Genomic DNA, 13,833 nt, shown 5'->3' with positions numbered 1-13,833 from the left:
CGGTCACGGCCCCGGAGCGGTCCAGTCAAGGGCACCGCCGGGCCGGCTTTGCCGGACGGCCAGTGCCGCCCCCCTCGAGGGGGGTGACGCGAAGCGGCGCAGGGGGTGTTCATTCAGCATTCAACGATGTTCACGGCCAGGCCCCCGCGCGAGGTTTCCTTGTATTTCGTCATCATGTCGGCGCCGGTTTCCCGCATGGTCTTGATGACTTTGTCGAGGCTGACGAAATGGGTGCCGTCGCCGCGCAAGGCCATGCGCGCGGCGTTGACGGCCTTGACCGAGGCGATGGCATTGCGTTCGATGCAGGGGATCTGCACCAGCCCGCCTATCGGGTCGCAGGTGAGCCCCAGGTGGTGCTCCATGCCGATCTCGGCCGCGTTCTCGACCTGTTCCGGCGTGCCGCCCATGACCTGGGCCAGCGCTCCCGCGGCCATCGAGCAGGCCACACCGACCTCGCCCTGGCAGCCGACTTCGGCGCCGGAGATCGAGGCGTTTTCCTTGTAGAGGATGCCGATGGCCGCCGCGGTCAGCAGGAAGTCGATGACGCCCTGGTCGCCGGCGCCGGGAACAAACCTGACGTAGTAATGGAGCACGGCCGGCACGATGCCCGCCGCGCCGTTGGTCGGCGCCGTGACGACCCGGCCGCCCGCCGCGTTTTCTTCATTGACGGCCAGCGCATACAGGTTGATCCAGTCCATCACCTGCAAGGGGTCCCTCAGCGCCGCTTCGGGGTGCACCGTCAAGGCCCGGTGAAGTTCGAAGGCCCGCCGCTTCACCTTGAAGCCGCCCGGAAGCACCCCTTCGGTGGCGACACCGCGGCGCACGCAGGCCTGCATCACGCTCCAGATCCGCAGCAGGCCGGACCGCACGGCGTCGGCATCCCGCCAGGCCAGCTCGTTGTGCCACATCACCTGGGCAATGCTCAGGCCGCTCTCGCTGCAGCGCTGCAGCAGTTCTATCCCGGTGGTAAAGGGATAAGGCAGGATCTTGCGGTCGGGCACCAGCGCGGGCTGGCCGTCCTCGGCCTGGCTGATCACAAAACCGCCGCCTATGGAGTAATAGGTTTTCTCGAGCAGGCTGTCGCCCTTTGCATCGAAGGCGTACAGGCGCATGCCGTTGGGATGGAAGGGCAAGGCCTTGCGCAGGAACTTCAGGCCTTCGCGCTCATTGAAGGCGATGGGGTGGGTCCCCGCCAGCTTCAGCGTTTGTGTCTCGCGCAGGGCCTGCAGCCGGGGCGCGATGGCGTCGGGGTCGATCAGATCGGGCGCCTCGCCCTCCAGTCCCAGCATGACGGCCTTGTCGCTGCCATGCCCTTTGCCGGTGGCCCCGAGGGAGCCGTAGAGTTCGCAGCGAACGGCGTGCACCGCGTCAAGCAGGCCGCCGTCGCGCAGCGCGTCCGCGAACAGCCGCGCCGCGCGCATGGGCCCCACGGTGTGCGAGCTGCTGGGCCCGATGCCGATCTTGAACAGGTCGAAGGTGCTGAGTGACATGGCGGTTTCCGGGGGCTCAGCCGTAGACCGGGAAGGCGGCGGTCAGCTGGGCCACGGCGGCGCGTACCCGGGCAACCTGGGCTTCGTCGTCCGGATGGTCCAGCAGGTCGGCGATCAGATGGCCGACCTGGCGCGCTTCGGCCTCCTTGAAGCCGCGCGTGGTCATCGCCGGCGAGCCCAGGCGCACGCCGCTGGTCACCATGGGCTTCTCGGGATCATTCGGGATGGCATTCTTGTTGACCGTGATGTGCGCGCGGCCCAGCAGGGCTTCGGCGGCTTTGCCTGTCATGCCCTTGGCGCGCAGGTCGACCAGCATCACGTGGCTCTCGGTGCGGCCGGAGACGATGCGCAGGCCGCGCTGCACCAAGGTTTCGGCCAGTGCCGCAGCGTTCTTCACCACCTGTTGCTGGTAGGTCCTGAACTCAGGCTCCAGCGCCTCCTTGAACGCCACCGCCTTGGCGGCGATCACGTGCATCAGCGGCCCGCCCTGCAAACCCGGGAAGATGGCGCTGTTGATCGCCTTCTCATGCTCCGGGCGCATCAGGATGATGCCGCCGCGCGGTCCGCGCAGGCTTTTGTGCGTCGTGCTCGTCACGATGTCGGCATGGGGAATCGGGCTGGGGTATTCGCCCGCGGCGATCAGGCCGGCATAGTGGGCCATGTCCACCATCAGCAGCGCGCCCACGTCCTTGGCGACTTTGGCGAAGCGCTCGAAATCGATGCGCAAGGCATAAGCCGATGCGCCGGCAATGATGATCTTGGGGCGGCTCTCATGGGCCTTGCGCTCCATCGCGTCGTAGTCGATCTCTTCCTTGTCGTTCAGGCCGTAGGACACCACGTTGAACCACTTGCCACTCATGTTCAGCGCCATGCCGTGCGACAGGTGCCCGCCTTCGGCCAGGTTCATGCCCATAAAGGTGTCGCCGGGCTTGAGGAAGGCCATGAACACGGCCTCGTTGGCCTGCGCGCCCGAATGCGCCTGCACATTGGCGGCCCAGCCGTGTTTGTCCGCGCCGAAAAGCTGCTTGACGCGGTCAATGGCAAGCTGCTCGGCCTGGTCGACAAACTCGCAGCCGCCGTAATAGCGCCGGCCGGGGTAGCCCTCGGCATACTTGTTCGTGAGCTGGCTGCCTTGCGCGGTCATCACCGCGGGCGAGGTGTAGTTTTCGCTGGCGATCAGCTCGATGTGCTGTTCCTGGCGCTGGTGTTCCTGCTGGACGATGGCCCAGAGATCGGGATCGGTGGCCTGGAGGGACTGCTTGCTGTAGCTGAACATGGGGTAGCTCCTGTGTGGATCGGAGGATTCGCGATGGGGCAATCTTCGTTTCCAAGTGCAAGCGACACAGTGCCAATTACGTCACCCAATATGCAAATTGCGACAACATGCCCTTCTCGGCCTTCTCGCCCTTTTCGGCGAAGCCGGGGCTAAGGCTTGCGGGCAGCGCCGGTAAAGGTCTGGAAGTACTCTGTTTCCAGCATCGCGGGATCGTTGCTCTTGAGCGCCAGGTCAAAAGCATCGCGCATGGCCAGTGCCGCCGGGTTTCGCTTGAAGCAGACATGCAGCGGTAGCAGGCCTATGGGGCGCGAACTGACCTGCACCTGGGGTGCGCCGCCCATGCGCATCAGGGTGTAGGCGAGCACGTTCTTGTCGATCACGATGCCGCGTATCTTGCCGTCCAGCAGTTTGCGCAGGTTCAAGGCGTCGCTGGCCACGGCTTCCACCGGCTGGCTTTTGTCCTTGACGGCCGCGTCAAACTCCGCGCCATTGGCATAGCCCTCGACCACGCCGAGACGGTAGGTGGTCAGCTCGGACAGCTGGGTCCAGTTGATGGGCGCGCTTTTGAGCGTGGCCAGCCCCAGGAAGCTGCTGCCTATGGGCTGGGACAGATGGCAGTTCTTGTCGCGCTGGCTGCTGTAGTACACCGGAAAGTAGCCGTCGTAGCTGGGGTCCTTCTCGCCTTTGTCCACCGTTTCCGCCCAGGCGAAGGAAGCCGACAGCAGGCGGTAGCCGGCCGCCTTGGCCAGCACCGAGGTCACGCGCGTGGACAAACCATCCTGCGGCAGCAGCAAGCCGGTGTAGGGCGGCCACTCCAGCGTGGCCAGCCGCATGAATCTGGGCGCTACCTGGGCCTGCGTCTGGGCCTGGCTGGGTAGCAGCGCCTGGGCCAGCAGCAGGGTGGCGGCCAATAACATCCGTTTCATCGCATACTCCAAAAAAATTGACAGCCTGTTGACCCGGTCCGGCCCGAGGCCAGGGGGCTTTGGCCTTACGGCCTCAAGCCCCCCTTCCTCAAGCCGCCTGCAGCAGGCGATGGGGATCGATGACGAATTTCTTGGGCGCGCCGGCGTCGAACTGGGCGTAGCCTGAAGGCGCATCGTCCAGCGTGATCACCTGCACGCCCACGATCTCGGCGATCTTGATACGGTCCCACAGGATGGCTTGCATCAGCTGGCGGTTGTATTTCATGACCGGTGTCTGGCCGGTGACGAAACTGTGCGACTTGGCCCAGCCCAGGCCGAGTCGGATGCTCAGGCTGCCGCGCCTGGCGGCGCTGTCGGCCGCGCCCGGATCATCGGTCACATAGAGGCCGGGCACACCGATGCGACCCGCCGCGCGCGTGATCTCCATCAGCGAATTGAGCACCGTGGCCGGCGCCTCTTCGCGCGAGCCGTCATGGCCGTGGCCGCGCGCTTCAAAACCGACGCAATCGATGGCGCAGTCGACCTCCGCCTCGCCCAGGATGGCCGCGATCTGCTCCGCCAGCGTGGCGTCCTGGGACAGGTCCACCGTCTCGAAGCCGACCTGGCGCGCATGCACCAGGCGCGCCGGATTGACGTCGCCGACGATGATCACGGCCGCGCCCAGCAGCCGTGCCGACGCGGCCGCGGCCAGGCCGACCGGACCCGCGCCCGCGACGTAGACCGTGGCGCCCGGCCCCACGCCGGCGGACACGGCGCCGTGGTAGCCGGTGGGCAGGATGTCGGACAGGCAGGTCAGGTCGCGTATCTTGGCCATGGCGCGGTCCTTGTCGGGAAAGCGCAGCAGGTTGAAATCGGCATAGGGCACCATGACGTACTCGGCCTGGCCGCCTATCCAGCCGCCCATGTCCACATAACCATAGGCGCCGCCCGCGCGCGCGGGATTGACGCTGAGGCAGACGCCGGTGTGCTGCTCCTTGCAGGTGCGGCAGCGGCCGCAGGCGACGTTGAAAGGAACCGAGACCAGGTCGCCCTTCTTGAGGGTCTCCACATCGGTGCCGACCTCGATCACCTCGCCGGTGATTTCATGGCCCAGCACCAGGCCGGCCTGCGCGGTGGTGCGGCCCCTGACCATGTGCTGGTCCGAGCCGCAGATATTGGTCGAAAGGACTTTCAGGATCACGCCATGGCCGATCTTTTTGCCGTTGGGGTTTTCCAGTTTGGGAAAGGGAATGGACCGCACTTCGACCCTTCCCTGTTCGACGTAAACGACGCCGCGGTTTCCTTGCATATGTGTCTCCGGTGTTGTTGGGGATGCGCAGGCCCCGCTGCGCGTGCATCGCGAGCCGGGTCTGCCTGCGCAGTGTTGTGGCTTGGCGGGCCCGGCACTTGCGGCCTCGCGACACGCTTGCGCTGAAATGCGCCATGGCCCCTGGCGGGGCTCTTGCCGCGGGCGGCCCTTCCGAAAAGCATTCGACATGCACTGACTACGGGAAAACCCACCCTTTCGGCGCACCGTGTTGGCGCGCAAACCGCGCGGGGCAAGCCCTTGCGGTGCGTATGTCGCATTTGGACAAGTCCGCGTCCGGGTAACACAAGGTAAGGCAGCGACGATGCAAAACAATCCGGCAAACCAAGCCCCTCACGATCGATTCATGCACAGCCACCCGCACCCTTTCGCAAGCCTGAGCGAGCGCCGCGCCGCCGGCGGGCATCCCCGCGTGCATCCACATCCCGACTTCACGGTTTCCCTCTTCTATCCTCGAAGGATTTCTCTATGAGCGCCCTGCACCAAGACTCCCTCATCATCGACGGCCTGATCATCTCCAAATGGAGCCGCTCGGTGTTCGAGGACATGAAAAAGGGCGGCCTGAGCGCCGCCAACTGCACGGTCTCGGTCTGGGACGATTTCAAAAGCACCGTCCACAACATCGCCGAGATGAAGAACCAGATCCGTGCCAACAGCGACCTGCTGTCGCTGGTTCGCACCACGGCCGATATCGAGCAGGCCAAGAAGGACGGCAAGACCGGCATCATCCTGGGGTTCCAGAACGCGCATGCCTTTGAAGACCAGCTCGGCTACGTCGAGGCCTTTGCCGACATGGGTGTGCGTGTCGTGCAGCTCTGCTACAACACGCAGAACCTGATCGGCACCGGCTGCTATGAACGCGACGGCGGCCTGTCGGGCTACGGCCGTGAAGTCATCGGCGAGATGAACCGTGTCGGCATCATGGTGGACCTCTCGCATGTGGGGGCCAAGACCTCCGAGGAGGCCATTCTCGAATCGAAAAAGCCGGTCACCTACAGCCACTGCCTGCCTGCCGGCCTGAAGGAGCACCCGCGCAACAAGAGCGACGAGCAGCTCAAGTTCATCGCCGACCGCGGCGGCTTCATCGGCGTGACCATGTTCCCCCCTTTCCTCAAGCGCGGCGTCGATGCCACGGTGGACGACTATGTGGAAGCGCTGGACTATGTGATCAACCTGGTGGGCGAAGACTGCGTGGGGGTGGGCACCGACCACACCCAGGGCTATGGCCAGGAGTTCTTCGAAATGCTCACCCACGACAAGGGGCGGTTCCGCCGCCTCACCAATTTCGGCACCGTGCAGAACCCGCTGGGTATCCGCACCATCGGCGAGATGCCCAATCTCACCGCCGCCATGGAACGCGCAGGCTGGCCCGCGGGCAAGATCATCAAGGTCATGGGCCGTAACTGGCTGCGCGTATTCGGCGAAGTCTGGAACGTCTAAGCCCCACCCTCCACTCACACCCAACCCATCCCTGCCACCCCTGCCACCCCTGTCTTTCCGTCCGTTCCTTCAACCTGGAGTATTTTCGATGACCGTCAACACCACCCCACGCCGCCAGTTTTTGGCCCAGACCCTGAGCCTGTCGGCCATCGCCCTCGCCGGCACCGGCGCCCTGGCGCAAGCCAAACCCACCATCAAGATCGGCTTTGTCGACGGCTGGTCGGACAGCGTTGCGACCACCAACCTGGCGGCCGCCATCATCCGCGGCAAGCTGGGCATGAACGTGGAGCTGGTGCCGCTGGCCGCCGGCATCATGTGGCAGGGCGTGGCGCGCGGTGACATCGATGCCACGCTGTCGGCCTGGCTGCCGGTCACGCACGAGGCCTACCTGGCCAACTTCAAGGACAAGGTGCAAATCGTCGGCTCGAACTACCCCGGCGCCAAGATCGGCCTGATCGTGCCGGACTACGTCAAGGCCACCAGCCTGGCCGACCTGAACACCTACCGTGCCGACTTCGACAACCGCATCGTCGGCATCGACGCCGGTGCCGGCGTCATGAAGAAGACCGAGGAAGCCATCAAAGCCTATGGCCTGGACATGCGCCTGCAGCCGAGCTCCGGCCCGGCCATGGCCGCCGAACTGGACCGCGCCTACCGCGCCAACAAGGCCATCGCCGTCACCGGATGGATTCCGCACTGGATGTTCGCCAAGTACAAGCTGCGCTTCCTGGCCGACCCGAAGAACATCTACGGCCTCGAAGAGCATGTGGACAGCGTGATCAACCCCAACCTCAATGCCAAGGCGCCGACGGTGGTGGCTTTCCTGAAGAAGCTGTCCTGGAAGCCGGAAGAAATCGGCGCCGTGATGCTGGCAGTCGAGGGCGGTTCCAAGCCCGCCGATGCCGCCGAAAAATGGGTCAACGACAACCCCGCCCGCGTGGCGAGCTGGCTTGCCTGAGTTTTCTTCAGACAAGACAAAACCAGGAACAGCACAGATGCAACCCCAGCTCCCCATTGACGTCAACGCCGGCACCGGCGTCTGGACCACCGACGGCTTGCCGATGATTTACGTGCCCCGGCACTTCTTCGTCAACAACCATGTCGAAACCGAAGCCGTGGTGGGGCGCGAGGTGTATGCACCTGCGCTGTACAAGGCAGGCTACCGCTCCGCGTACTTCTGGTGCCAGCAGGAAGCGGCCACGCACGGCCTGGCCGGCATGGCGGTGTACGAGCACTACCTCAAGCGCCTGTCGCAACGCGGCTGGGGTTTGTTCAAGTTCATCAGCGCCGATGCCGCCTCCGGCCATGCGCGCATCCAGCTGGACCATTCGGTCTTCGTGCTGGCGCAGGGCATCGCCGGTGTGCCGGTGGACCGCAGCAAGGTCTGCTACCTGTTCGCGGGCTGGTTCTCGGGCGCCATGGACTGGGTGATGGAGACCGCAGGCTCGGCGGTGCGCACCACCAGCAGCGAGAGCCAGTGCGCCGCCGAAGGCCACGGCCACTGCGTGTTCACCGTCAGCCCCCTTTAAGAGACAAAGAGAAAAACCGAGCCCCACCATGCGCTACCCGCATTTGTTTGAACCGATACGCCTGAACCAGGTGCTGCTGCGCAACCGCATCGTCAGCACCGCGCACGCCGAGGTGTACGCCGAGGGCGGCAACCCGAACGAGCGCTACGTCCGTTATTACGAAGAAAAAGCCAAGGGCGGCGTCGGCCTGGCGATCTGCGGCGGCTCCAGCCCGGTCTCGCGGGACAGCCCCTGGTCATGGTGGAGTTCCATCAACCTGGCCAAGGGCTCGGTGATCGAGCCCCTGAGCCGGCTGGCCGAAACCATGCACAAGCATGGCGCGAAGATCATGATCCAGGCCACCCACATGGGCCGGCGCAATGCCTGGCACGGCTTTGACTGGCCGCACCTGGTCAGCCCCTCGGGCATCCGCGAGCCGGTGCACCGCGGCAACGCCAAGACCATCGAGATCGAAGAAATCCGCCGCATCGTGGCCGACTACGGCCGCGCCGCCAAACGCGTGAAAGACGCCGGCCTGGACGGCATCGAAGTCTCCGCCGCGCACCAGCAGCTGATCGACCAGTTCTGGAGCCCGCGCGTCAACCACCGCACCGACGAATATGGCGGCAGCCTGGAAAACCGCCTGCGCTTCGGCATGGAAGTTCTGCAGGCCATCCGCGAGCAGGTCGGCGCCGATTTTTGCGTCGGCATGCGCATGTGCGGCGACGAATTCCATGAAGACGGCATCAGCCACGAGATGGCCAAGGAGATTGCCCAGTCCATGTCGGAAAGCGGCTTGATCGACTTCCTGAGCGTGGTCGGCTCCGGTGCGGATACCCACAACACGCTGGTCAATTGCATGCCGCCGATGGCGCTGCCGCCCGAGCCCTTTGTGCATCTGGCCGCTGGCATCAAGTCGGTCTCCAGGGTGCCGGTCATGCACGCGCAAAGCATTCGCGACGCCTCGCAGGCCGAGCGCATCCTGGCCACCGGCATGGTGGACATGGTGGGCATGACCCGCGCGCAGATCGCCGACCCGCACATGGTCATCAAGATCCGCGACGGACGCGAGGACCAGATCAAGCAATGCGTCGGTGCCAACTACTGCATCGACCGCCAGTACAACGGCCTGGATGTGCTGTGCATCCAGAACGCCGCCACCAGCCGCGAAGAGACCATGCCGCACGTGATCGAAAAAACCACGGGCGCCCGGCGCAAGGTGGTGGTGGTCGGCGCCGGCCCGGCGGGCCTGGAAGCCGCCCGCGTGGCGCGCGAGCGCGGCCACGACGTGGTGCTGTTCGAAAAGAATTCCGTGGTAGGCGGCCAGGTGAACCTCGCCGCCAAGCCGCCCAAGCGCGAACAGATGGCCGGCATCATCCGCTGGTTCGACATGGAGACCCAGCGCGTGGGTGTGCAACGCCGCCTGGGCGTGGCGGCCACGCAGGAAATGATCCTGGCCGAGAAACCCGACATCGTGGTGCTGGCCACGGGCGGCGTTCCGCACACCGGCCAGACGCCGGCCTGGGGCGCGGCCGAGGGCCTGTGCGTGAGCGGCTGGGACATCCTCTCCGGCGCGGTGGCGCCGGGCGAAAACGTGCTGGTCTACGACAGCATCAGCACCCATGCCGGCACCGGCGTGGCCGACTTCATTGCCGCGCGCGGCAAGCTGGTGGAGATCGTCACGCCCGACGTCAAGGTGGCCGACGACGTGGGCGGCACCACCTTCCCTATTTTTTACCGCCAGCTCTATGCCAATGGCGTGATCCAGACGCCAAATTTCTGGCTGGAACGCGTCTACCGCGAAGGCGACAAGCTGATTGCCGTGCTGAAGAACGAATACACCGAAGCGCTGGAAGAACGCGCGGTGGACCAGGTCGTGGTCGAGAACGGCATCCTGCCCAACGACGGCCTCTACTGGCAGCTCAAGCCCCTGTCCTTGAACAAGGGCCAGACCGATATCGACGCCCTGTACGACGCGCTGCCCCAGCCGGGCCTGAGCCAGGCCACCGGCAACGGCGACTTCCTGCTCTACCGCGTGGGTGACTGCGTCTCCATGCACAACATCCACGCCGCGATCTACGACTCGCTGCGCCTGTGCAAGGATTTTTGAGATGTTGCAGCAACTGGTGAGCACGCTGTTCTGGCTGGCAGTCCTGGGTTTGACCTGGGGCATGGCCCGTCGAGCACTTATATGGAAAACCGGCCGCTCACGCAGCGTGGACCTGGGCGGGCTGCTACAAATACCGAAGCGTTACTTCGTCGACCTGCACGACGTGGTAGCACGCGAGCCGTTTGTCGCTCGGGCCCACGTCGGCGTCGCCGGCGGTGCCATCCTGGCGCTGGCACTGGTGGCGCTGAACTATGGCTTGGGCCTGTACTGGCGCAGCCTGGACGCCGTGCTGCTGCTGGCCGGACTGATGATGCTGACCGGCTCCATCGCCATGGCCTCGCGCCGCCGGAATGCGCCGACGCGCCTATCGAAAGGCCCGTGGAGCCGTCTGCCCTATTCGCTGATGCTGTTTGCACTGGCCGTGGCCCTGGTCGGAGCTGTGGCCCTCACCGGCACCGCGCTGGCGCCTTGGCTGGCCGGCCTGATCAGCCTGGCATTTGCTGCAGGTGCCGCTGAACTGGCATTCGGCATCGGTCTGGGCGGACCAATGAAGCACGCGGTTGCCGGCCTGCTGCACCTCGGCCTGCATCCACGGCCCGAGCGTTTTGGCAGCGCTAGCGAAAAGCGCTGCGCCACCGCGCTCAAACCCTTGACGCTCACCGCCGACGACATGGGCGTGGGCAAGCCCGCCGACTTCGCCTGGAACAAGCTGCTGTCCTTCGATGCCTGCGTGCAGTGCGGCAAGTGCGAAGCCGCCTGCCCGGCCTTTGCCGCCGGCCAGCCGCTGAACCCCAAGAAGCTGATCCAGGACCTGGTGGTGGGCATGAGCGCCAGGAGCGACGCAAATTACGCCGGCAGCCCCTACCCCGGCCAGCCGGTGGGCCGGCATGCCGGTGCGCCGCAGTTGCCCATCGTCGACGGCCTGATCGACAGCAACACGCTCTGGGCCTGCACCACCTGCCGCGCCTGCGTGCAGGAATGCCCCATGCTGATCGAGCACGTGGACGCCATCGTCGACATGCGCCGCCACATGACGCTGGTCGGCGGCGTGGTGCCCAACAAGGGCATGGAGGCCCTGGAGCAGCTCCGCGACACCGATACCGTCGGCGGCTTTCCGCTGGCCGCCCGCCATCACTGGGCCGCCGACCTGAACGTGCCGGTGCTCGACAGCGGCGCCGAGACCGACTGGCTGGTGCTGGTGGGTGAAGGCGCTTTCGACATGCGCTACCAGCGCACGCTGCGCGCCTTCATCAAGACATTGCAAAAGGCCGGACTGAAGATCGCGATGCTGGGCGCGGCGGAGATCGATTGCGGCGACCTGGCGCGCCGCCTCGGTGATGAAGCCGGCTTCCAGCGCCTGGCCGGGCAGCTGATCGCCACGCTGAAGGCGCGCAAGTTTGCCCACATCGTCACGCCCGATCCGCATATCTTCCATTCGCTGAAGAACGAGTACCCCGCGCTCGGCGGCAGTTTTGACGTGTGGCACCACACGCAGCTGATGGCCGACCTGCTGGCCAAAGGCCGGCTCACGCCGACCCGCGCCGGCAGCCTGGAAACCGTGACTTACCACGACCCCTGCTACCTGGGCCGCTACGGCCGCGAGGTGGATGCCCCGCGCGCGGTGCTCAAGGGCATCGGCATCAAGGTGGTGGAGATGGAGCGCAGCCGTGAGCGCGGCCGCTGCTGCGGCGGCGGCGGCGGCGCGCCGTTCACCGACATACCCGGCAGCACCCGCATTCCGGACATCCGCATCGGCGACGCGAAAAACACGGGCGCCGGCATCGTGGCCGTGGCCTGCCCCAACTGCACCGCCATGCTGGAAGGCGTGGTCGGCCCGCGCCCCGAGGTGCTGGACGTGGCCGAGCTGATGGCCCATGCACTGGAGCTCGCATGAACGCCCCCGCGCATTTCCACATGGATGCCCCCGTCAAGCGGATCGACCCGCGCCGCCCGGCCGTCATCACGCCCCTCGGCCTGCGCCGCATCGTGCTGGGCAGCAGCGAGGGTGAACGCCTGGCCGGCGCCCGCTCGTCCCATGACAGCGCGCCAAAACCCGTGCGCAGCCAGGGCCCGTTCAGCCAGGTCAGCCTGGTGGTGAGCCATGCCGAACGCGGCGCGCTGACCGACGGCGCCCGCCAGGCGATTGCCGCCGCCGCCATCCTCGCATCGCCCCACGTGGAAGTGGTGGTGGCCGTGCTGGGCGCCTGCAAGGACGATACCGCCGCACTGGGCGCGGACCGCCTGCTGGTGCAGGACGATTTCGACAGCAGCCGCTACCAGCCGGGCGCCACGGTGGCCTGGCTGCGGGAGCTGCAGGCGGCGCTCAAGCCCGCCCGTTGGTGGTTTGCCGACAGCGGCGCCGACGGCCAGCTGGGCCGCCGCTTCGCGCTGGGCGCCGGCCTGGGCCTGGCCTGCGGTGTGGCCGAGCTGGGCGCCGAGCAGCTGCGTGTGCCGGCCACAAGCCATGAAGACTGGATGCGGCCACACGCTTCAGTGATGCTGCTGGCCAGGAACGTGGCCAGCACCAAGCTGCCGTTTGTCGGCCTGGGATTGAGGGAAGCGGCGCCGCGGCTGCCAGCGGCGACGGACCCGGGCATCGAAGACCTGGGCGTGCAGGCGGGCGACCCGCAGACCCTGGCGCTTGAAGAAGCCGATTTCATCCTGGCCGCCGGCAACGGCGTCACCGAATTGCCGCTGTTCCATTCGCTGGCACGCGCGCTGGGCGCCGCCGTGGGCGCCTCGCGGGTCGCGGTGGACGACGGCCGCTTCACACGCGCCCAGCAAGTCGGGGCCACCGGCAAGACGGTGTCGGCCTCGGCCTACCTGGCCCTGGGCATTTCCGGTGCGGTCCAGCACCTGCAAGGCATCAAGGACTGCCGCCATGTGATCGCGGTGAACCTGGACGCTTCGGCGCCCATTGCCCGCCGCGCCGACCTCACGGTGGTGGAAGACAGTGCCGCACTGATGACAGCCCTGCTGGACCTGGTGCGCCAACAGAAGGTGGATGCATGAGCGATATCACTGTATTGGTCGCCGCGCAGGCGCACGCCGTCAGCGGCCGGCCCGCCCGCAGCCGCGCCGATGCCACGGCCGTGGCACTGGCACTGGCAGTGGGCCTGCCCGGCGACGTCCGCTTGCTGAGCGCCGGCACCATGCCCGACGCCGTCGCCCGCGACTACCTGGCGCTGGGCGCCCCCCTGATCGACGTGCTGGAGTCGGGCACCGACGGCGACGTGGCAGGCATGCTGCTGCCTTCGCTGCGCGGCACGCGCTGGATCCTGACCGGAACCCGCGGCGAATCCGGGCCGGGCAGCGGCGTACTGCCGTTTGCCCTGGGCGCCGCGCTCGGCCGCCCGGTGGTCACCGACGTGGTGGCCGTGCAAGCTGATGGGAGCAGCTGGATCGTGACGCAGGCACTGCCCAAGGGCGCGCGCCGCCGGCTGCGCGTCAGCGCGCCCGCCGTGCTGGCCGTCAGCGCCGCGGCGCCGGTGGTGCTGCGCCATTCGCTGGCCGATGCGATGGCGGGGACCATTACGCGTACCGCCATGCCCTCCACGGCCCCGGCGGATCCTTCCGCCATGGGCCAGCGGGTGCCGCGCGGCAAGCGCCGCAAGCTGCTCGAAGCCCGCATCGTGCAGAGCGGCCATGCCCGCATGCTGGGCGCCATCGAATCCCCCTCCACCGGCGGAGCCGTGCTGCAAACGGGCACCCCCCAAGCCAAGGCGCAGGCCGTGCTGGACTACCTGCAAGCCCATTCACTCGTGCAATTCTGAAAAC

Annotated in this window: 11 protein-coding genes; 7 read left to right on the top strand and 4 right to left on the bottom strand. The window is 66.6% G+C overall.

Annotated elements, in window-relative coordinates; translation table 11 throughout:
• Positions 1-113: 113 nt before the first annotated feature.
• The 4 genes from AC1D0O_RS20855 to fdhA all read right to left on the bottom strand — a co-directional run bounded on the left by AC1D0O_RS20855 (position 114) and on the right by fdhA (position 4,980).
• Positions 114-1,490: an L-serine ammonia-lyase gene (locus AC1D0O_RS20855; RefSeq protein WP_477655402.1), complete on the bottom strand. Its 1,377-nt coding sequence runs from the start codon at positions 1,488-1,490 to the stop codon at positions 114-116.
• A 16-nt stretch (positions 1,491-1,506) separates the two neighbouring features.
• A complete protein-coding gene (glyA, locus tag AC1D0O_RS20850; protein WP_477655401.1) occupies positions 1,507-2,766 on the bottom strand; it encodes a serine hydroxymethyltransferase in 1,260 nt (419 codons plus the stop codon).
• A gap of 149 nt (positions 2,767-2,915) precedes the next feature.
• On the bottom strand, positions 2,916-3,692 hold the full coding sequence (locus AC1D0O_RS20845; protein ID WP_477655400.1) for a substrate-binding periplasmic protein: 777 nt from the start codon (positions 3,690-3,692) through the stop codon (positions 2,916-2,918).
• Positions 3,693-3,780: 88 nt separating this feature from the next.
• Positions 3,781-4,980: a formaldehyde dehydrogenase, glutathione-independent gene (fdhA, locus tag AC1D0O_RS20840; RefSeq protein ID WP_477655399.1), complete on the bottom strand. Its 1,200-nt coding sequence runs from the start codon at positions 4,978-4,980 to the stop codon at positions 3,781-3,783.
• 486 nt (positions 4,981-5,466) lie between these two features.
• On the opposite strand from fdhA, the gene AC1D0O_RS20835 reads away from it, so the two are divergent.
• From AC1D0O_RS20835 to AC1D0O_RS20805, 7 genes are all read left to right on the top strand, one after another.
• Positions 5,467-6,438, top strand: coding sequence for a dipeptidase (locus AC1D0O_RS20835; protein WP_477655398.1), 972 nt, complete (start codon positions 5,467-5,469; stop codon positions 6,436-6,438).
• Positions 6,439-6,526: 88 nt separating this feature from the next.
• Complete coding sequence (locus tag AC1D0O_RS20830) at positions 6,527-7,396, top strand: glycine betaine ABC transporter substrate-binding protein (protein ID WP_477655397.1); 870 nt, start codon at positions 6,527-6,529, stop codon at positions 7,394-7,396.
• 37 nt (positions 7,397-7,433) lie between these two features.
• Positions 7,434-7,967 (top strand): DUF5943 domain-containing protein, encoded by a 534-nt coding sequence (locus AC1D0O_RS20825; protein ID WP_477655396.1) that lies wholly within the window; start codon positions 7,434-7,436, stop codon positions 7,965-7,967.
• 28 nt (positions 7,968-7,995) lie between these two features.
• Entirely contained in the window at positions 7,996-10,056 is a 2,061-nt protein-coding gene (locus AC1D0O_RS20820) for an oxidoreductase (RefSeq protein WP_477655395.1), read from the top strand.
• A 1-nt stretch (position 10,057) separates the two neighbouring features.
• Positions 10,058-11,950: a (Fe-S)-binding protein gene (locus AC1D0O_RS20815; protein ID WP_477655394.1), complete on the top strand. Its 1,893-nt coding sequence runs from the start codon at positions 10,058-10,060 to the stop codon at positions 11,948-11,950.
• The gene (locus AC1D0O_RS20810; protein WP_477655393.1) at positions 11,947-13,068 is read left to right on the top strand and encodes an FAD-binding protein; all 1,122 of its coding nucleotides are present in this window, start codon (positions 11,947-11,949) and stop codon (positions 13,066-13,068) included. The genes AC1D0O_RS20815 and AC1D0O_RS20810 overlap by 4 nt, the downstream gene beginning before the upstream one ends.
• Positions 13,065-13,829, top strand: a complete 765-nt coding sequence (locus AC1D0O_RS20805; protein WP_477655392.1) for an electron transfer flavoprotein subunit beta/FixA family protein — start codon at positions 13,065-13,067, stop codon at positions 13,827-13,829. The genes AC1D0O_RS20810 and AC1D0O_RS20805 overlap by 4 nt, the downstream gene beginning before the upstream one ends.
• Positions 13,830-13,833: the final 4 nt, after the last annotated feature.

Source organism: Polaromonas sp. P1_F2, assembly GCF_056405735.1.
Note: the sequence above shows the minus strand (reverse complement) of the source record. Positions and strands in the feature narration are given on the sequence as shown.

Bases quoted from the DNA above. Each gene is read 5' to 3' on its own strand.
- AC1D0O_RS20855 (WP_477655402.1), bottom strand. From the start codon at position 1,490: ATGTCACTCAGCACCTTCGACCTGTTCAAGATCGGCATCGGGCCCAGC.
- glyA (WP_477655401.1), bottom strand. From the start codon at position 2,766: ATGTTCAGCTACAGCAAGCAGTCCCTCCAGGCCACCGATCCCGATCTC.
- AC1D0O_RS20845 (WP_477655400.1), bottom strand. From the start codon at position 3,692: ATGAAACGGATGTTATTGGCCGCCACCCTGCTGCTGGCCCAGGCGCTG.
- fdhA (WP_477655399.1), bottom strand. From the start codon at position 4,980: ATGCAAGGAAACCGCGGCGTCGTTTACGTCGAACAGGGAAGGGTCGAA.
- AC1D0O_RS20835 (WP_477655398.1), top strand. From the start codon at position 5,467: ATGAGCGCCCTGCACCAAGACTCCCTCATCATCGACGGCCTGATCATC.
- AC1D0O_RS20830 (WP_477655397.1), top strand. From the start codon at position 6,527: ATGACCGTCAACACCACCCCACGCCGCCAGTTTTTGGCCCAGACCCTG.
- AC1D0O_RS20825 (WP_477655396.1), top strand. From the start codon at position 7,434: ATGCAACCCCAGCTCCCCATTGACGTCAACGCCGGCACCGGCGTCTGG.
- AC1D0O_RS20820 (WP_477655395.1), top strand. From the start codon at position 7,996: ATGCGCTACCCGCATTTGTTTGAACCGATACGCCTGAACCAGGTGCTG.
- AC1D0O_RS20815 (WP_477655394.1), top strand. From the start codon at position 10,058: ATGTTGCAGCAACTGGTGAGCACGCTGTTCTGGCTGGCAGTCCTGGGT.
- AC1D0O_RS20810 (WP_477655393.1), top strand. From the start codon at position 11,947: ATGAACGCCCCCGCGCATTTCCACATGGATGCCCCCGTCAAGCGGATC.
- AC1D0O_RS20805 (WP_477655392.1), top strand. From the start codon at position 13,065: ATGAGCGATATCACTGTATTGGTCGCCGCGCAGGCGCACGCCGTCAGC.